This is a genomic window from Kibdelosporangium persicum (assembly GCF_013280595.1).
In the GTDB taxonomy this organism is placed as follows: Bacteria; Actinomycetota; Actinomycetes; order Mycobacteriales; family Pseudonocardiaceae; genus Kibdelosporangium; species Kibdelosporangium persicum.
This window is the reverse complement of sequence record NZ_JAAATY010000001.1, coordinates 959651-977628: the sequence shown is the minus strand read 5'-3', so window position 1 is coordinate 977628 and position 17978 is coordinate 959651. Positions and strand designations below refer to the sequence as shown.

General features: G+C 68.9%; 18 protein-coding genes and 1 pseudogene. 12 read left to right on the top strand and 7 right to left on the bottom strand.

Annotated features, from left to right (window positions below; all coding sequences use genetic code 11):
- Positions 1 to 1935 (top strand): AbfB domain-containing protein (locus GC106_RS04490; RefSeq protein ID WP_173124542.1); only part of this gene is annotated, 1935 nt, incomplete at its 5' end.
- Positions 1936 to 2016: 81 nt separating this feature from the next.
- Here the strand turns inward: GC106_RS04490 and GC106_RS04485 are convergent.
- Complete coding sequence (locus GC106_RS04485; RefSeq protein WP_173124540.1) at positions 2017 to 2850, bottom strand: DUF8017 domain-containing protein; 834 nt, start codon at positions 2848 to 2850, stop codon at positions 2017 to 2019.
- A gap of 10 nt (positions 2851 to 2860) precedes the next feature.
- Positions 2861 to 3574, bottom strand: a complete 714-nt coding sequence (locus GC106_RS04480; RefSeq protein ID WP_173124538.1) for an HAD family hydrolase — start codon at positions 3572 to 3574, stop codon at positions 2861 to 2863.
- A gap of 163 nt (positions 3575 to 3737) precedes the next feature.
- Between GC106_RS04480 and GC106_RS04475 the strand changes: the two genes are divergently transcribed.
- Together GC106_RS04475 and GC106_RS04470 are read left to right on the top strand one after the other, a co-directional pair.
- Positions 3738 to 4598: a hypothetical protein gene (locus tag GC106_RS04475; RefSeq protein WP_173124536.1), complete on the top strand. Its 861-nt coding sequence runs from the start codon at positions 3738 to 3740 to the stop codon at positions 4596 to 4598.
- Entirely contained in the window at positions 4598 to 4903 is a 306-nt protein-coding gene (locus GC106_RS04470; protein WP_173124534.1) for a winged helix-turn-helix domain-containing protein, read from the top strand. The genes GC106_RS04475 and GC106_RS04470 overlap by 1 nt, the downstream gene beginning before the upstream one ends.
- A 7-nt stretch (positions 4904 to 4910) precedes the next feature.
- Here the strand turns inward: GC106_RS04470 and GC106_RS04465 are convergent, their stop codons facing one another.
- Both GC106_RS04465 and GC106_RS04460 read right to left on the bottom strand, forming a co-directional pair.
- On the bottom strand, positions 4911 to 5606 hold the full coding sequence (locus tag GC106_RS04465; protein ID WP_173124532.1) for a DUF8017 domain-containing protein: 696 nt from the start codon (positions 5604 to 5606) through the stop codon (positions 4911 to 4913).
- A 1043-nt stretch (positions 5607 to 6649) separates the two neighbouring features.
- A pseudogene (locus GC106_RS04460) lies at positions 6650 to 7059 on the bottom strand (secondary thiamine-phosphate synthase enzyme YjbQ).
- 31 nt (positions 7060 to 7090) lie between these two features.
- Between GC106_RS04460 and GC106_RS04455 the strand changes: the two are divergent.
- Both GC106_RS04455 and GC106_RS04450 read left to right on the top strand, forming a co-directional pair.
- A complete protein-coding gene (locus GC106_RS04455) occupies positions 7091 to 8122 on the top strand; it encodes an aminotransferase class V-fold PLP-dependent enzyme (RefSeq protein ID WP_173124530.1) in 1032 nt (343 codons plus the stop codon).
- 22 nt (positions 8123 to 8144) lie between these two features.
- The gene (locus tag GC106_RS04450; RefSeq protein ID WP_173124528.1) at positions 8145 to 8849 is read left to right on the top strand and encodes a hypothetical protein; all 705 of its coding nucleotides are present in this window, start codon (positions 8145 to 8147) and stop codon (positions 8847 to 8849) included.
- Between the two features lie 39 nt (positions 8850 to 8888).
- Here the strand turns inward: GC106_RS04450 and GC106_RS47530 are convergent, their stop codons facing one another.
- Positions 8889 to 9365, bottom strand: a complete 477-nt coding sequence (locus tag GC106_RS47530; protein WP_246364633.1) for a ferritin-like domain-containing protein — start codon at positions 9363 to 9365, stop codon at positions 8889 to 8891.
- Positions 9362 to 9820: a hypothetical protein gene (locus tag GC106_RS47525; RefSeq protein ID WP_312872410.1), complete on the bottom strand. Its 459-nt coding sequence runs from the start codon at positions 9818 to 9820 to the stop codon at positions 9362 to 9364. Before GC106_RS47525 ends, GC106_RS47530 begins: the two co-directional genes overlap by 4 nt.
- A 119-nt stretch (positions 9821 to 9939) precedes the next feature.
- On the opposite strand from GC106_RS47525, the gene rimP reads away from it, so the two are divergent.
- The 6 genes from rimP (at position 9940) to rbfA (ending at position 15913) form a co-directional block, all read left to right on the top strand.
- Positions 9940 to 10455: a ribosome maturation factor RimP gene (rimP, locus tag GC106_RS04440; protein ID WP_173124526.1), complete on the top strand. Its 516-nt coding sequence runs from the start codon at positions 9940 to 9942 to the stop codon at positions 10453 to 10455.
- Complete coding sequence (gene nusA / locus GC106_RS04435; RefSeq protein WP_173124524.1) at positions 10452 to 11468, top strand: transcription termination factor NusA; 1017 nt, start codon at positions 10452 to 10454, stop codon at positions 11466 to 11468. Before rimP ends, nusA begins: the two co-directional genes overlap by 4 nt.
- Before the next feature lie 96 nt (positions 11469 to 11564).
- On the top strand, positions 11565 to 11855 hold the full coding sequence (locus GC106_RS04430; RefSeq protein WP_312872408.1) for a YlxR family protein: 291 nt from the start codon (positions 11565 to 11567) through the stop codon (positions 11853 to 11855).
- Between the two features lie 88 nt (positions 11856 to 11943).
- On the top strand, positions 11944 to 15066 hold the full coding sequence (gene infB / locus GC106_RS04425) for a translation initiation factor IF-2 (protein ID WP_173124521.1): 3123 nt from the start codon (positions 11944 to 11946) through the stop codon (positions 15064 to 15066).
- A 72-nt stretch (positions 15067 to 15138) separates the two neighbouring features.
- Positions 15139 to 15435, top strand: a complete 297-nt coding sequence (locus GC106_RS04420; RefSeq protein ID WP_173124519.1) for a DUF503 domain-containing protein — start codon at positions 15139 to 15141, stop codon at positions 15433 to 15435.
- Positions 15436 to 15463: 28 nt separating this feature from the next.
- Entirely contained in the window at positions 15464 to 15913 is a 450-nt protein-coding gene (gene rbfA, locus GC106_RS04415; protein WP_173124517.1) for a 30S ribosome-binding factor RbfA, read from the top strand.
- 39 nt (positions 15914 to 15952) lie between these two features.
- Here rbfA and GC106_RS04410 read toward each other — a convergent pair whose 3' ends face one another.
- A complete protein-coding gene (locus tag GC106_RS04410; RefSeq protein WP_173124515.1) occupies positions 15953 to 16987 on the bottom strand; it encodes a TRM11 family SAM-dependent methyltransferase in 1035 nt (344 codons plus the stop codon).
- 103 nt (positions 16988 to 17090) lie between these two features.
- On the opposite strand from GC106_RS04410, the gene GC106_RS04405 reads away from it, so the two are divergent.
- Positions 17091 to 17921, top strand: coding sequence for a helix-turn-helix domain-containing protein (locus GC106_RS04405; protein WP_173124513.1), 831 nt, complete (start codon positions 17091 to 17093; stop codon positions 17919 to 17921).
- Positions 17922 to 17978 lie beyond the last annotated feature (57 nt).

Sequence of the window (17978 nt, the reverse complement as noted above, 5' to 3'; positions counted from 1 at the left end):
CCGGCGGCCACCGCGATGCCGGAGTCCACTGAGGTGGAGAAGGTCCGTGCGGTGCGCGCGATCGAGGTCGGTGAGGCGACCGATGAGTGGTTGATGTTGTCGGACAAGAATTTCGTGTTCCGGGTGTATGACCGGATCAGTCCGGACAAGTATCCGCTGACGAAGGCTGAGGCTTACCGGGTTTACCGGATTGTGGTGGATACGCCGGATGCGCCGGATGCGACGGCGTTCATCCGTACTGGTATTCATGATTTTGTCGATCGTGACCATATTGAGTATGCCCGGCGTACGGAAGAGGCGCGTCAGGCGCGGGAGGCGCGGCAGAACGCGGCGGCGTTCGCGGAGATCCCGGCGGATGCGGCGATGCTGGACGGCAACGACCAGAACTTCGTCTACCAGGTGTGGCGCCGCTCGACCGGCCCGAAGGTCAAGCAGGGCGCGGTGGACGCGTGGGGTGGTGACGCGGTGGCGTGGAAGACGTTCATCACCACCACGATCTACACCCTGCACATCGAGGACCAGCGCGACGCGATCGAGAAGGCCAAGCAGGAAAGCGAGGAGGCCGCGCGGATTCTGGCTGCCAAGCAGGCGAAGAAGAACGCGGCCGCGCTGCTGGGGATCATCGCGCCGGAAGGCTGGCTGACGCTGTCGGACGACAATTTCATCCGTCAGTTGCTGACCACGCCGGAGCTGGCGCAGCCGCGGCACATCGAGGTGAAGAACGCCGCGGACGCCGCGTTGCGCAGTACCAATCCGGCGGATTGGAAGGCGTTCATCGACACCGGTATGAAGGCGGCCGATGAGCGTGACGCTGCTCGGGAGAAGGCTCTGCGTGAGGAGGCTGACCGGCAGAAGGTCCGTGAGATCAAGGCCAAGGCCGAAGCAGGCCGGGTGCGGCCGCGTTTGGTCGCCGCGGCCAACGCCGCGCTGGCGGGTACTGCGGCGGATGTCACGAGGTTCTTGTCGGAGACGCAGTATGCCGTGCTCAACCAGGCGTTGATGACCACGACGCCGGGGGTGAAGGGCTGGCATGTGCGGACCGGCGGTGGCGACGCGGTCATCACGCCGGGAACACCCAGCACCACAGCAGGTGAAGCGCCGCTGGGCGAGGCGACCTGGAAGGTCGTCACCGGCCTGGCCGACGCGGCCTGCTACTCGTTCGAGTCGGCCACGAAGGTCGGTAGCTATCTGCGTCAGCAGGATCAGCGGGTGAAGTTGCACGCCAGTGATGGCAGTGACGTGTTCAAGAAGGACGCCACGTGGTGCCCGAAGCTGGGCCACTCTGGTTCTGGTGTGTCGTTGGAGTCCAAGGCCCTGCCCGGTCGTTTCCTGCGGCACTACGGCGCCGCGTTGTACGCCGCCAACGAAAGCGGCCAGAATCCGTGGGACACCCAGTCCGCGTTCAAGACCGAGTCGACGTGGAGCGTGGTCGGCCCGAACCCGATCATCACCACGCAGATCATGCTGCGCTGGCACAACGACGACGCGTGGCGCACCTTCATCGGTGCGTCGAAGGGCGCCGAGGTCGTCGAGGGTGGCGTGCGGTACAAGGACTTCAACAACTCGCGGGCGTACTGGAGCCAGGCGACCGGCGTGCACAACGTCTGGGGACCGATCCTGACCAAGTTCCAGTCCGTGGGCGGGCACAAGTGGAAGCTGCCGGTGCAGGACGCGACCGGCACCCCGGACGGCATCGGCGCGTTCAACCACTTCACCGACGGCGCGTCGATCTACTGGAGCCCGAACACCGGGGCACACCTGGTGTACGGCGCGATCCGGACGCACTGGTCGTCGTTGGGCTGGGAGAAGTCGTATCTCGGCTACCCGCTCGAAGACGAGAAATCGGCAGGCGGAACCATCCGCCGGAGCGTGTTCCAGAACGGGAACATCGACCACGACCTGTCCAACGGCAAGACGTGGGACTACCGCCGCTGATCCACGAACAGGCCCGGCACTCCGCGTGAGTGCCGGGCCTGTCCCGTGAGACCTGATGTCCAGGTGGAGCCTGCGCCCCGATCAGTTGGCCGGGTGCAGGCTCGTCACGATCTTCTGCAGGTCGCCCTCGGCGGTGGCCTCGGGAATGCCCTGGTCGGCGAACGCGGCCACGACCACGCTGGTCTTGTCGGTCGGCTTGGACTCCAGCACCACGACGCTGACCGCGGCCGACGTCACCGGGCACTTGTCCTCGGGCCCCGGCGTGATCGCCAGCTTCGCCGTGACGGTGTGCGCCTTCTTGTCCCGGTCGACCACCACCGGCTGCGGCTGGCCCATGGTGACCTTGGGCTTCGCGCCCGCCTTGGTCGTGTACACGCCGTCGGCCAGGCGTTGCGCCGCCGCGATCGACTGCGCGGCGTTGTCCCCGCTGTTCTGCACGGTCAGCAGGCCGGCCAGGGCGCGGAACGAGCTGGGCACGCCCGAGCAGAAGCCCTTCATGTAGATCGCCGGCGTGTAGATGGTGAACTTGCCGTCACCCGAGCCGAACGAGGCGTTGGAAGTGAGTGGCTCCCAGGTCTGCGGCACGTCGTACGCCTTGGTGGTCTGCAGCTCCCGGCCGTCGTTGACCGCGATCACCTTCCAGCCCTCGACCTTCGGCGCGCCGGTGGCCTTGGGCTGCAGCGGGTTGTTCGACGGGCCCGACCGCGTCGACGACGGGGCGGGCAGGGTCGGGTTGGCCACGGCCAGCGGTTCACCGGCGACCTGGCTGGTCGGGTTCACGATCAGCAGCGTCATCACGAGGCCGACCACCACGACGGCGGCCACCACGACCGACACGATCAGGCCGGTCGGCTTCTTCGGCTGTGGCTCGTCGTAGTAACCGAGTCCTTGGTATCCCCCACCTGGAGCACTCACGCCACTGAGACTAGCGACCGTCGAGTAGCTGCCTGTCAAGAACTGCGGAAAGCACTTTCTCAGTGTCGGACAGGTCACGGAACACCGCGTGTGCCCCGGCCTCACGCAGTGAAGCCAAGCTGTGCCTGCCTGTACCGACGCCGATGGCGATGGCGCCGTGGTGCAGCGCGGCCTGCACGTCATGCGGGGTGTCGCCGATGACGACGACCGACTCGGGCTCGAAGCCGCCGTGCTTCCGCGCGGCCAGGTCCATCGCGGCGGACACCAGGTCGCTGCGGTCGGCCGACAGCGACCCGTACCCGCCGATCTCCAGGTCGATGTGTTCGAGCAGGCCGAACGGGGCCAGCTTGACGTGCGAGACCTCGGGCAGGTTGCCGGTCACCAGCGACTGCACGACGTGGTCACGGGCACCGAGTTCGGCCACGACCTCCAGTACTCCGGGCAGCACCCGTCCCCGTTCCGGCAGCAGGTGCTGGTCGGCCTCGGCGATGGTCACCAGCTCGGTGAAGATCGCCTGGATCTCCTCCTCGGTGGCCTGCGCGCCGTGCGCGGACAGCAACTCGTGGGTGATCGCCCGTTCGGTCCTGCCGGGAAACGTCGGCAGGTAGGAGAGGGTGAGGCCGAGCGCGTTGGACAGCGCGGCGGAGTACCACTCCCGGCCGATCCCGGCGAGGTCGACCAGCGTCAGGTCGATATCCCACAGTACGAGCGTTCGGTTACCCACGTGCTCATAGTGACACGATCGAGCGACCTCTTCGGCGTGTCACAGCCTGCTGCTCATGACTACCCGCTCATCGGGACGGACGTTGACACATTCAGGTTTGCAATACAAACTTGACTGCGAAACAAGCTACTTGGGGGTCAGATGCTTCAGAGGGAACCGGGCGATGAGTGACAGCCCCGCTGAGTTGCTGGACGACCTGCGGCAACTTCGGCGCAAGGTCAGGCAGGACCGGCATGGTCACGCGTTCCCGTTGCTGTTGTTCGCCGGGCTCATCCTGGTCGCTCCGGTGCTCTACGGGTCGGATCCGTGGCCGACGATGTCGCCGGACGGGCGCCACGTGCTGATCGAGCGGGGACCGTTCGAGGTCTTCGAACGGCCGTGGGTGCGCTGGGGTGGCAGCAACGTGCTGATCCAGTGGTACTGGATGCTCGGGCTGGTCACCTGCTTCGCCGCTTCCGCGTGGTGGTACCGCAGACGGGCCGATGTCGCGGGCATCGAGACCGACACGCGTGGCTACCTCACCGTGGCCGGGGCCGCCCTGGTCGGCATGGTGTTCGGCGAACGGCTGCTCAGCCACATCGTCAGCGCCACTCTGGACACCTCCCTGTACTCCAGGCCGGAGATCAACCTGCCGATCATGATCGGCGCGGTCGCCCTGTCCGGAACGGCGATCTTCGCAGGCACCCGGTGGAGACGCCTGCGGGTGATCGGTGTCTTCGCGGCGGCGTTGTCCGCGATGGTGGCGTTCGCCACGATCGCCGTCTACATGATCAACGGGCTGGCCGGGCTGCTGATCATCGCGGTCGCCCTGCTCGCGCTCGCCTGGGCGGAACGCAGCCTGCTGATCGCCGTGACCGGCGTGCTGTTCACCGCGGTGAGCCTGCACGCGAACCTGCAAGGTGTGGGGCTGCTGGTGGGCAGCAGCGACACCAGGCTGATCGCCCTGATGGATGTGGCGCCGCCCGCGGCGGTGCTTATCATCGGCGGCGTGATCGCACTCGTTCAGTCCAGGCGTGCCGCGTGATGAGTGCGCATCCGACCAACGGTCTCAATGACGTTGTCCACCAACGGCACCGGCTCGGCATCCTGACCATCGCCGCGGAGTCCAAACGGGTCGAGTTCGGCTATCTGCGGGAGGCGCTGGACCTGACCAACGGCAACCTCTCGCGGCACATCACCGTGCTCAACGAAGCCGGGCTGCTGGACATCGAGAAGGGCTACGAAGGCAGGCGGCCACGCACCTGGGTCAGCATCACGGAGACCGGGCGGGAAGCCCTCGCCGCTGAGATGTCCGCCCTGCGGGCCCTGGTGGCCCGGCACGATCACTGAACCCGCATCACTGGACCACGCGCAGGCTCTTGACGATCGCGTCCAGCCGGGCGGTGTCGGCGAGGGGAGTGGGCTCCTGCGGGCCCGGTGTCACGTCCGCGGCCACGACCAGCACCGCGTTGCCCGCCTGGGTGGCCAACGCGACCACGGTCACCGTGCCTTTGCTGCCAGTGCACTGATCAGTCGGTTCCGCGAGCGTGGCGTCGGCGCGCACCACCACTCCCTGCGCGCCTTGCACGGAAAGTGGTCGCGGTCGTCCGACATTGACCGCCGCCGTGCGGTGGCCGTCGCTGTACTGGTCGGCCGCCACGGCGGCGGCGAGCTCGGCCGCGGCCTTGGCGGGCCTGCGGTCGGGCTGCGCGAGACCGCTCGCGGCGAACGCGCGGCCGTACTCCGCGCCTTGGCAGGTGTAGCGGCCCCAGTCGGCGAGGTGGCCGAGCCTGACGCCGTTCGACGTGGTGAGCGACTCGTCCTCGTCGGCGAGCTCCCAGTCCGGCGGCACGTCGAAGGCCAGCTTGGCCGCCGTGTCCGTCACTGTCTGCCACGTGTCGTGCGGTGTCGCGGCCGAGGGCACGTCGAAGTGCTCAACCGGGACGTCCTGCCCGCGGCTGAGCAGCGAGGCCGCCGCGATCCCGCCCGCGACGAGCAGCGCAGCGACGACGCCGATGGTGACCAGGAGCCGAGTCGGCCGTCGCAGAACCACACCTGAACGGTAGCTGCTCGTGACCGTCACGGCTGGACAGGGGTGTTATTTCAACAATGGTTGATTTTTGCGCCCGTCCGGGCGTACGCTCCCGCTCAATTCAACAAGCGATGAGAAAGGTGGGGGCGATGACCGCCAAGGCGCTGGCCGCGAGCCTGATCGGGGCACTGGTCGCGGCCGTACTCGGACTACTGACCTTCGGTGCGCAGGCCACGGTGGACCCGGACCACGTCCCGCTCGCGGTCGCCGGCCCGTCACAGGTGGCGGACCAACTCGCCAGACAGGGCGGCGAGCACGTCGCGTGGCGGGCCGTGACACCGGCCGAAGGACGTCAACTGCTTGAGGACAAAGAGGTCTACGGCGTCCTCGAACTCGGTGAACCGGCCACAGTCGTGCTGTCGGGTGCGATCAACCCTGGCGGAACGCAGGTCGCGCAACAGGTGCTGACAGGCGCGGCGCAGGCGCTGAGCAAAGGGCAACCGCCTCGCACGATCACCCTGCACCCGGCCAGTGTGGCCGGTCGTGTCGCGCCGTTGGCCGGGAGCGCTCTGTTGTGGATCGCCGGTCTGGCCGCCGGATTGCTGTTCACCGTCATGAAGACGCGAAGCGGGGCGACCCCGCGCCTGGCCACCCGGGTCACGCTTCCGGTGGCGGCCAGCGTGCTGTCCGTCGGCGTGGTCGTGCTTCTGTTGCTGCTGTGGGACTCCCGCCTGCCGCTCGGCTGGGACGTGCTCGGCTTCATGCTGCTCGCCGCGCTCGCGTTCACCGGCGTGCAGGGCGCTTTGCTGCGGTTGCTCGGAATCCGTGCCGCGGCGGTGCTCGCGCCGCTGTATCTGATCGCACCCGCGGTCGCCGGACAGGTGCCGGAACTGCTGCACCCGTTCTACCGGGACGTCCTGTGGTCGTGGACGCCGTTCCGGTTCTCGACCGAAGGACTGCGCAGTCTGTTGCAGGGCACGGGTTCCGCGCCGGACGTGGGGACCGGATCGATCGTGCTCGGCGCGATGGCCGTGGCCGGGCTGGCGGTGATCCTCTGGCCGGTGTCAGCCCGCCAGGAAACTGAGGCGGACGGTGCGGACCGGGTTGTCCCGTTGGTGTCCACTAGGCACACCGACTGCCACGTGCCCAGGGCCATCCGGCCGTCCAGCACCGGCACACTCGCGTACGGCGGCAGGAAGGCGGGAAGAACGTGGTCCCGGCCGTGCCCCGGCGAGCCGTGCCGGTGCTGCCATCGATTGTCCTTGGGCAGCAGGTCGCCCAGCGCGCTCAACAGGTCGTCGTCACTGCCCGCACCCGTCTCGATCACTGCCAGTCCCGCGGTCGCGTGCGGCACCCAGACGTGCAGCAGTCCGTCCGAAGCGTCCGCATCGGACAGGAACCTCGTGCACAGTTCGGTCAGGTCGTGCACGACTTCGCCCGATCCGGTCCTGATCTGAAACTCCTGGCTGTACATATCAGGGATCATGCCGGGTAACGTCCCTGCCGTGCGCATCGCATTCGGCCAGTCGTTCGACGTCCCAGCCGGGTATCTCAACACGGCGAGTATCGGGATACCACCGAAAGTAGCCGTCGACGGTCTCATGGAGGCGGTGCGGCGCTGGCAGTCCGGTGCGGACGCGCCGGGTGATTTCGACGCGGACGTCCGGCTCGCGCGCAAGGCGTGGGGTTCGCTGATCGGTGTCGAGGAGAGCGCGGTCGCCTCGGGCGCCGGTGTTTCCCAGTTGATCAGCCTCGTCGCGGCGAGTGTTCCGGACGGCACGCGCGTGGTGACCGCGGCCGGCGAGTTCACCAGTGTGACGTTTCCCTTTGCCTCGCAGGCATATCGTGGCGTCACGGTGACCGAGGTGGAGCTGGCCGAGTTACCGTCGCATGTGGACCGTTTTGATCTTGTCGCGGTCAGCGTGGTGCAGTCGGCCGACGGCGCCGTCGTCGATCTCGAATCGTTACGTGAAGCGGCGGCCGCCTCCGGAACCCAGGTTCTGCTGGACGTCACCCAGGCCGCCGGCTGGATGCCGTTGCGGCTCGACTGGGCCGACTGGGTCATCGGTGCCTGCTACAAATGGTTGATGTCGCCGCGTGGTGCCGCCTGGATGGCGGTGAAGCCGGAAACGTTGGAGCGCACCGTTCCCATCGCGGCGAACTGGTACGCCGGCGAGGACCCGTGGGCCGCGGTGTACGGGCTTCCCTTGCGGCTGGCCGGGGACGCGCGCAGGCTGGATCTCTCACCCGTGTGGTTCTCCCAGCTCACCGCCGCGATTGTGGTGCCGTGGCTGGCTTCCCTGGACATCGAGGCGGTCAGGGACCACTGCGTCGGACTGGCCGACGGCCTGCTGGTGGCGCTCGGCTTGGCGCCGAAGGGATCCGCGATCGTGTCGCTGGACATCCCGGACGCGGCGGGGAAACTGGCGGCCGCGGGCGTGAAATCCAGTATCCGCGCAGGTCGCGTCCGGCTCGCCTGCCACCTCTACAACACCGCCGGTGATATCGAATCGGTACTCGCGGCACTGCGGGACTGAGGCACTGGGTACCGTGCTTGTCGTGTCCGACTCCTACCGCCCTGGGCAGTACCACAGCCCGGACCAGACCACGCGCATCCCGCGAGTGCCGTCACACCCGGTGCCGCCGCGGCGCACGCCGGAGCCTGGGCAGAACAAGACCCGGGAGTACGTGCTCAAAGGCCTTGGCCTGGTACTCGTCGCGGTCGTGTCGGGCATGCTGTGGTGGCTGATCCAGCAGAGCAACAACTCCACGGAGACCTCGCCGCAGCCGAGCGACAGCGCCTCGCCGCAGACGAAGTTCCGGTTCGTCAAGCACGAACTGGTCTCCGAACCGGTGCGGGACAGCAACTGCGCGCGTGTCTCGTACGAGGACGTGAAGAAGTTCTTCGAGCGCAAGCCCTGCACCGGGGTGACCCGTGAGCTCTACACCGCGACGGTCGACGGCCGGAAGGCCTACACGTCAGTCGCTGTGGTGCGGATGAGTAACGCGGCCGACGCGCAGGAGCTGGAGAAGCTGACCAGGACCGACGGCACCGGCAACGTCAACGACCTCGTCAAGGACGGCCGGGTGAAGGTGCCGGGACTCAGGTCGCTGGGCGGCGGCGCGTTCGCCTCCAAGGTCAGCGGCAACGACGTGATCATCGTCGAGTCGGACTTCGAGGGCGGCAGCAAGAACCAGGACGAGGCCAAACTCGAAGAGATCAGCACCGACGCCCTGGCCTTCGGCGACAAGCTCAAGAACTGACTCGTGAGTGTTTATCAGGGTTAGAACACCGATAAACACTCACGAGGGTTTACCAGGCATTATGGTGTGGGCGGGGGTGGCGCCCGCGGTCTTGCGCCATCTCGTTGCCCGCACGGCCGAGCTCGTCAACGCCTCCAAAGCCGTCTTGCGCAGGTCCGCGTCGTCGGTGTGCTCCAGCACGGACCGCCACGCCACCGTCGCGTCCGACTCCGCGATCGCCAGCACCGCCAGGCTCGACGCCTGGTCGGTCACCGGCTTCGGCGACACGTACGCGGCCTCCGGCGGCCTGGGCTCGACCTTGGCGGCCGTCAACGCCCGTTCCAGCGTGTCGCGCCGGGCCCGGTGTGCGGTCACGCCCTCGTTGAGCGGGTTGTTGAACGCCGCCGGCAGGAAGGCGCTGACCAGGCCGTAGATCCAGATGGCCGCGTGTTCGGCGCCCAGGGCCTGCTGCACCGCGTCGACGGAGTCGCCGGGGACGGCCTTGGCCGACGCGGCGGTCGTGCTCGGCTGGGTCATGCGATCACCTCTCGCAGGCTCGCGCAGCCCGCGGCCACCGAGCCGAGCAGACCCGCCCGGTACCTCGGCACGGACGGGACGAGTTCGCCCGCCTGCTTCTCGGCCGCCTTCAGCGCTTCGATCATCGTCGCCTTCGTCGCGGGGGCGGTCTGCGCGCCCGAGGTCGGCGAGGCGGACGTGGTCACCGTGGGTGGACGTTCCCGGTCCACTTCGGCCTGTAGTGCGACCGCGTGCTCGGTGCGTGCCTTCGCCACCTCGCCCGCGACAGCCGCCAGATCGGGGCTGGACTGTGCGAGCGCGGTCGCCGCGGCGGCGTCCTTACGCGCCTGCTCCGCCAGTGCTGCCAAGGGATCCGGGGGCGGCGGCTGGTCCGGTTCGGAAGTGCACGCGGGCACCAGCGGCACGGCCAGCCCAGTCATCACGGCCAGTACGGCTCGCCGGGAAACGCTCTTCACAGTCGGTCATCCTGCCAGCACCCCCTCGGGTGGGCGGGCGGTATCCGCTGGACGAGATACGCTGGGCTGTACACACTCGGACATGATCGAGACCATCATCCAGAACAGGAGCGGCGGACGTGGCGAACCAGCAAGGTGATCCCGGGGCGGCGCTGGAGCCCGTCGTGCGGGACGCCGTTGGCGCGGCGGGCTTCGAGCTCGAGCAGCTCGACGTTCAGCGCGCGGGTCGTCGCAGCCTGGTCAAGGTGGTGGTGGACGCCGAGAGCGGGATCGGGCTCGACGAGGTCGCCGGCGTCAGCCGGACCTTGTCGGGGGTGCTCGACGAGCACGATCACGTGCTTGGTGGCCCGTACACCCTGGAAGTGACCTCACCGGGGCTGGACCGGCCACTGACCAAGCCGAGGCACTGGCGGCGGGCGCGGCTGCGCCTGGTGAAGGTGCGCGCGGGCGACGAGACGTTCACCGGACGCGTCGGCGACACCAGCGAACACGACGTGCAGATGCTCGTCGGCGGCGAGCTGCGGCAGGTGCCGTTCGACGCCGTCGACCACGCCGTCGTGGAGGTCGAGTTCAAACAACCACCGCCGGAGGAGTTGGCCCGGCTGGGCGGCGGGAGCCAGGAGGGGACACGGTGAACGTCGACATCGCCGCACTTCGCGCCATCGAGCGCGACAAGGACATTCCTTTCGAGACGGTCATCGAGGCCATCGAGACCGCGCTGCTCACGGCGTACAAGCACACCGAGGGCCACGAGCCGCACGCCAAGATCGACATCGACCGGCGGACCGGTGTGGTGCGCGTGCTCGCCCAGAAGCTGGGCCCCGGTGGCGAGATCGCCGAGGAGTGGGACGACACGCCGGAGGGCTTCGGCCGGATCGCCGCGACCACCGCGCGCCAGGTCATCCTGCAGCGGCTGCGGGACGCCGAGCACGAGAAGACCTTCGGCGAGTTCTCCGCCAAGGAGGGCGAGATCGTCGCGGGCGTCGTGCAGCGCGACGCGCGGGCGAACTCCCGCGGCATGGTCGTGGTCCAGGTCGGTGACACCGAGGGCGTGCTGCCTCAGGTCGAGCAGGTGCCGGGCGAGCGCTACGAGCACGGCGTGCGGATCAAGTGCTACGTACTGGGCGTCACCCGCGGTTCCCGCGGCCCGCAGATCACGCTGTCCCGGACCCACCCCAATCTGGTCCGCAGGCTGTTCGCGCTGGAGGTGCCGGAGATCGCCGACGGCACCGTCGAGATCCCGGCGGTCGCACGTGAGGCAGGCCACAGATCGAAGATCGCGGTGCGCTCCACGGTCGCCGGCGTCAACGCCAAGGGCGCGTGTATCGGACCGATGGGAGCTCGAGTCCGAAATGTGATGAGCGAGCTCGCCGGTGAGAAGATCGACATCATCGACTACTCGGAAGATCCGGCCACGTTCGTCGGGAATGCCCTCTCACCTGCGAAGGTTGTCTCCGTACGGGTCGTGGACGAGCGGGCGAAGACCGCACGGGTGATCGTGCCGGACTTCCAGCTCTCGCTCGCGATCGGTAAAGAAGGCCAGAACGCAAGGCTCGCCGCTCGTCTGACCGGGTGGCGTATCGACATCCGGAGCGACGCCGAGACCGCCGCGAACGCGGCCGGACCGACATCGGGTTCGGCTGAGTAGGCGGTAGTAGGTAGAATCTTGGCAGGTCGTCGTCGAGGGCCGGTTCCCGCACGTCGAGAGGGTCCCCCGGAAGGGCTCGGCCCCGTTCGCACGTGTGTGGGCTGCCGGACCAGGGCGCTGGCCGAGGAATTACTGCGCGTGGTCGCCGAGGGCGGGAAGCTGCTTCCCGATCCGCGGCGGCGGCACGCTGGGAGGGGCGCTTGGCTGCACCCCGCACCGGCGTGCCTGGACTCCGCTGAGCGGAAGAAGGCGTTCCCCAGGGCGCTGCGCGTCCAGGGACCGCTCGACACCACCGAGGTGCGAGCCCAGATCGGGCCGGAGGCCCGACCGACAGACGACCAGGGATCTGGTCTAGCCGGACACAGGAAGCAGGTCGACCCGTCATGAGTCAGCCGTGAAGCCGACACCATGAACGTGCGACGGTAGGACGAGGTCGAGCGGGTAATTGCCGCCGGCCTCCCCAGTGAGGAGAGCAGTGGCAGGCAAGGCCCGCGTGCACGAGCTCGCGAAAGAGCTCGGTGTCACGAGCAAGGAAGTACTCACGAAACTCGCCGACCTCGGCGAGTACGTGAAGTCGGCGTCCTCCACCGTGGAGGCGCCGGTGGCGCGCAGGCTCCGGGATTCGTACCCGAAGCAGGGCGACGCCAAGGGCGCCAAGCCCAGTGGCGCCAAGCCGGGCCCGCGGCCCGGTCCGCCGGCCCCGAAGCCGGCACCCCAGAAGCCCCAGCAGGCGGCTCCGGCCGCGGCGAGCGCCGCCCCGGCGGCTCCGGCCGCACCGGCCAAGCCCGCCACGCCCAAGCCGGCCCAGCAGGCACAGCCCGCTCCGGCGGCGGCGAGCGCCACATCGGCGAACAACACGGCTAGCAACACGGCGACCTTCCAGGCGGCACCGGCCAAGCCGGCCGGTCCGGGCGTCAAGCCCGGCCCGCGGCCCGGTCCGAAGCCGCCCCAGCAGCAGGCGCCGCAGACGACCCAGCAACAGCCCCAGCAGCAGAAGCCGGCTGCCGCGCGGACGGACGCGCCCTCGCGGCAGGGTCCGCGCCCGGGGCCGAAGCAGCAGCAGTCCCAGCAGGGCGGCGGCGGTGGCGGCACCACGGTTCCGCCGCGTCCGCAGGCCCCCAAGCCTGGACCGCGCGCGCCGCGGCCGGGCAACAACCCGTTCGGTGTCGGCGGCGGCGCTCCCTCGCCTCGTCCGTCCGCTCCGCGTCCGGGTGGTGGCCGTCCCGACGGCGACCGTCCCGAGCGTGGCCCCCGCCCAGGTGGCGACCGGCAGGACCGCGCGCCGCGCGGTGACCGCGGTGACCGTCCGTCGGGCCCCAGGCCGAGCCCAGGCAACATGCCGCCGCGCCCGAACCCGGGCATGATGCCGCCGCGTCCGCAGCGGCCCGCCGGTGGTCCCGGTGGCGGTGGCCGTGGTGGTCCCGGTGGTGGTGGCGGTGGCCGTGGCGGCCCTGGTGGCGGCGGTGGCCGTCCCGGTGGCGGCGGCGGAGGCGGTGGCTTCCGTGGCGGCGGCGGTGGCGGCGGAGGCGGTGGCTTCCGCGGCGGAGGCGGTGGCGGCGGTGGCGGCTTCCGTCCCGGTGGCGGTGGCCCCGGTGGCGGCGGCGGTGCCCCGGCCGGCGGTGGTGGCTTCCGCGGTGGCGGTGGCCGTCCCGGTGGCGGCGGCGGTCGCGGCGGTGCCGCGGGCGCGTTCGGCCGTCCCGGTGGTCCCTCGCGCCGTGGCCGCAAGTCGAAGCGGCAGAAGCGCCAGGAGTACATGGACAACATGCAGGCGCCGAGCGTCGGCGGTGTCCGGTTGCCCAAGGGCAACGGGGAGACCATCCGGCTGCCGCGCGGTGCCTCGCTGACCGACTTCGCCGAGAAGATCAACGCCAACCCGGCCTCGCTGGTGCAGGTGCTGTTCCACCTCGGTGAGATGGTCACCGCGACGCAGTCCGTCTCCGAGGACGTGCTCGAGCTGCTCGGTACCGAGATGAACTACACCGTGCAGGTCGTCAGCCCGGAGGAGGAGGACCGCGAGCTGCTCGAGTCCTTCGACATCACCTACGGCGAGGACACCGGCGGCGAAGAGGCGCTGGAGGCACGGCCACCGGTCGTGACCGTCATGGGTCACGTCGACCACGGTAAGACGCGGCTTCTGGACACCATCCGGAAGGCGAACGTGATCGCGGGCGAGGCCGGCGGTATCACCCAGCACATCGGTGCGTACCAGGTGAAGGCCGAGCTGGAAGGCAACGAGCGGCTCATCACCTTCATCGACACCCCGGGTCACGAGGCGTTCACCGCCATGCGTGCCCGTGGTGCGCAGGCCACGGACATCGCGGTGATCGTGGTCGCGGCCGACGACGGCGTGATGCCGCAGACGGTGGAGGCGATCAACCACGCCCAGGCGGCCAACGTGCCGATCGTGGTCGCGGTGAACAAGATCGACAAGGAGGGGGCGAACCCCGCCAAGATCCGCCAGCAGCTCACCGAGTACGGCCTGGTCGCCGAGGAGTACGGCGGCGACACCATGTTCGTGGACATCTCGGCCAAGCAGGGCATCAACATCGACGGCCTGCTGGACGCGATCCTGCTGACCGCCGACGCGGCGCTGGACCTGCGGGCCAACCCGACCATGGAAGCGCAGGGTGTCGCGATCGAGGCGCACCTGGACCGCGGCCGCGGCCCGGTCGCCACGGTGCTGGTGCAGCGCGGTTCGCTGCGCGTCGGTGACTCGATCGTCGCCGGTGACGCGTACGGCCGTGTGCGCCGGATGGTCGACGAGTACAACGAGGACGTCACGGTGGCGACGCCGTCCCGTCCGGTGCAGGTCATCGGCTTCACGTCGGTGCCGGGTGCCGGTGACACGTTCCTCGTCGTGGACGAGGACCGGGTGGCCAGGCAGATCGCCGAGCGCCGTCAGGCCAGGACCCGCAACGCGCAGAACGCGGCGAAGTTCAAGCGGTACTCCCTGGAGGACCTGGACTCGGCGCTGAAGGAGACCGGCGAGCTCACCCTGATCATCAAGGGCGACAACTCGGGTACCGTCGAGGCACTCGAGGACGCGCTGATGAAGATCGAGGTCGGCGACGAGGTCCAGGTGCGGGTCATCGACCGCGGTGTCGGTGGTATCACCAAGGCGAACGTCGACCTGGCGATCGCGTCCGGCGCGATCATCCTCGGCTTCAACGTGCGGGCCGAGTCGAAGGTGGCCGACCTGGCCACCCGCGAGGGCATCGACATCCGCTACTACTCGGTGATCTACCAGGCGATCGACGAGATCGAGCAGGCGCTGAAGGGCATGCTCAAGCCGGAGTTCGAGGAGGTCGAGCTCGGCCGCGCGGAGGTGCGCGACGTGTTCAAGTCCTCCAAGTTCGGCACGATCGCGGGTTGCCTGGTGATGTCCGGCGAGATCCGGCGCAACGCCAAGGCCCGGTTGATCCGGGACGGCAAGGTGATCCAGGAGAGCCTGCCGGTCAGCTCGCTGCGCCGGTTCAAGGACGACGTGACCGAGGTCCGCGAGGGCTACGAATGTGGTCTGACGCTCGGCTCGTACAGCGATCTCCGGGTCGACGACGTGATCGAGACCTACGAGATGCGCGAGAAGCCGCGCGCTTGATGTCCATCCGGGTGGGGCTTGGTCCGCCAAGCCCCACCCGGGTTCCGGCGACTACCCACACGGTGATGCCCGTTGTACGTCGGTGCACTCGAGCTGGACATCCTGCTCGGTGACGTCCACTCGCTCAAGCAGAAGCGGTCGGCTGTCCGGCCGGTCATCGCCGAGCTGCGGCGCAGGTTCGAGGTGAGTGTGGCCGAAGCCGGTCACCTCGATCTGCACCGCCGGGCGCTGATCGGTGTCGCGGCAGTGGCGCCTGACGCCGCGCACGTGCGTGAGCTGCTCGACTCGTGCGAACGGCTCGTGGCCGGCCGCCCCGAGCTGCAGCTGCTGTCCGCCCGGCACCGGCTCGTCGGTCCCGAGGACGACTAGTTTTAGTGATGATGAGGAGGGGAGCGCCGTGGCCGATCCGGCCCGCGCCCGCAAACTTGCGAAGCGGATCAAACAAATCGTGGCGTCCGCGCTGGAGCACGAGGTCAAGGACCCTCGGCTGACGCTGGTGACCATCACCGACGTCAAGCTGACCGGTGACCTGCAGGACGCGACCGTGTACTACACGGTCTTCGGGGACTCGCTCAACGCCGAGCCGGACACCAAGGGCGCCGCCGCGGCGCTCGACAGTGCCAAGGGCGTGCTCCGTTCCCTTGTCGGACAGGGAACCGGCGTGCGGTTCACGCCGACGCTGACGTTCGTGGCCGACACGATCCCCGAGGACGCCCGGCGGATCGACGACCTGCTCGCCAAGGTCAAGGAGGCCGACGAGGAGGTCGCCAGGATCGCGACCGGCGCCAAGCCCGCGGGCGACGCGGACCCGTACAAGGCGCCCCGCGAGCAGGACCCCGAGGACTGATCATGGTGTGCGGCAGGGCTTCCCGGCCCTGCCTTTCCACTATGGACGGCGGGCGACGACGATGTCGCGCACGATCGCCTGGTCGACCCGGTGCTGGAAGTCCAGGTACGGCCCGCTTTCCACCGGTTCGAGCCCGGCGTCCGCGAGCACGTCGGCGACGTCCTCCCGGCGCGCCACGTTCGTGTTCCACGAAATCCCCAGTGCCCCACCGGGTTTGAGCAGTTTCGCCCATCCGGGCGCGGCCGCCTTGACCAGTTCGAGTGGACTGCGGTGCAGGCCTTGCTGCTGGGTCCGGCTGCCGTGCTGCACGCCGTACGGCGCGTCCGCGACAACCAGGTCGAAACTGCCGGCCCTGTAGAACTCGGCCGCTTTCGCCGTGTCGCCGTTGACGTACGTGAGTTCGAGCGCGTCACCCGCTTTGTAGCTTTCCTTGGTGACGCCGATCGACGCGTGCAGCCTGCGGCCGATGTTCTTGTGTTCCCTGCGGATGCGCGTGACTTCCGCGTCGTGCTTGAGGCGTTTGCGTTTCAGCCAGGTCTGGATGAAGGTGGCGTACGCCTCGAAGTCCTTCTGGTCGATGTCCAGCCCGGCCGCGTCGTAGCCGTACATCAACGCCTGGTTGAGCGTGGTTCCCCGGCCGCACAACGGGTCGAGCACCCGGAACCGGTGTTCGAGCATCTCCCGCGCCCGTGCCGACGCCAGCAGGGTGACGTTCAGCAACAGCTTGGTGAAGTGCTCGTTGGTCTTGCCCTGGTACTTCTGGATGGTGATCAGGTCGTCGTTGAACTTGTCGAGCGAACGCAGCTCGACGGGGTCGAGGAAGCGTCCCTCCTGCCGGAACAGCGCGTAGATGGTCGACATGTTCGCCAGGTAGGCGGCGTCCTGCCGGCTGAGCTCGTCGGCCTCGAACACGATGTACGGCACGCCGCCGATGCGGGTCTCGGTGATCTCCGACAGCCGTCCACCGAGGACGGCCTGGTCGAACACGCCGAGTTCGGCGATGGTCAGCCCGATCGACGCCTCCGCGTAGACCCGGTTCATCGCAGGAAGGACAAGAAGTGCGTAGCGGGTCATCGTCTCCTGCGCAGTACCAGGTCGGGTTCGGGCGTGGCAGCCTATCTTCCCGCACCTGGTCCGATCGTTCGACAGGCCCTCGATCCTGGGCTACTTTCGGACCATGGTTCTGCGGGCCGAGCAGGCCGGAGGCTGGGAGGTCGTCCGGACGGCCGACCGGCCCGCGTACGACGGCGTGGAACTGATCGGCTACCACGACCGGGCCGGGCGTGGGCTGGACATGCCGATCATGCCCCAGCCGGGGGTGACGATCGTGCTCGTCCTCGACGGCGAGCTGCGGATCGACCGGACGCGTCCGGTGGTGGCCGGCATCGCCAGCGGCGTGGGAGTCAGCTCGGCGCGGGCGCTCGGCCGGGACCTGACCTGTGTGGACATCCATCTCTCGCCGCTCACCGCGCACGCGGTCCTCGACGGGGCGGTCGCCGAGCTGGCCGGGACAGTCGTCGGCTTCGAGGACCTGTGGGGCGTCAAGGCCCGTCAGCTCCGAGCCGCGCTCGCCGGCACCGAGCGATGGGACGAGCGGTTCCGCGAACTGCGTGCGGCTCTCGCCGAGAAGCTGCACTCGAACCGTTCCGTCGACCCGGAGGTGGCGTTCGTCTGGCGGGAGCTCACGGCCAGCGGCGGGCGGCGCCGCATCGGTGACCTCGCCGCCGAGACGGGGTGGAGCCGCAAGCGCCTGTGGTCGCGGTTCACCGCGCAGATCGGCGTGACTCCCAAGCGGGCGGCGATGATCGTGCGGCTTTCGCCGGCGATCGAGGCGATCATGGCTGGGACGGCGCCCGCTGACGTCGCGGTCCGCTACGGGTTCGCCGACCAGTCCCACCTCACTCGTGACATGCGGGAACTGGCGGGATACACGCCTGCTTCGCTGTACCGCGACTGGCACGAGGCCGGGACCGTCCCGGGAACAATCGTTCAAGACGCCGTCGGGTGAGCCGCGTCAGGGTCGTGCCCATGGTTCATGACCCAGACGAGAGCAAACGAGCGCTTG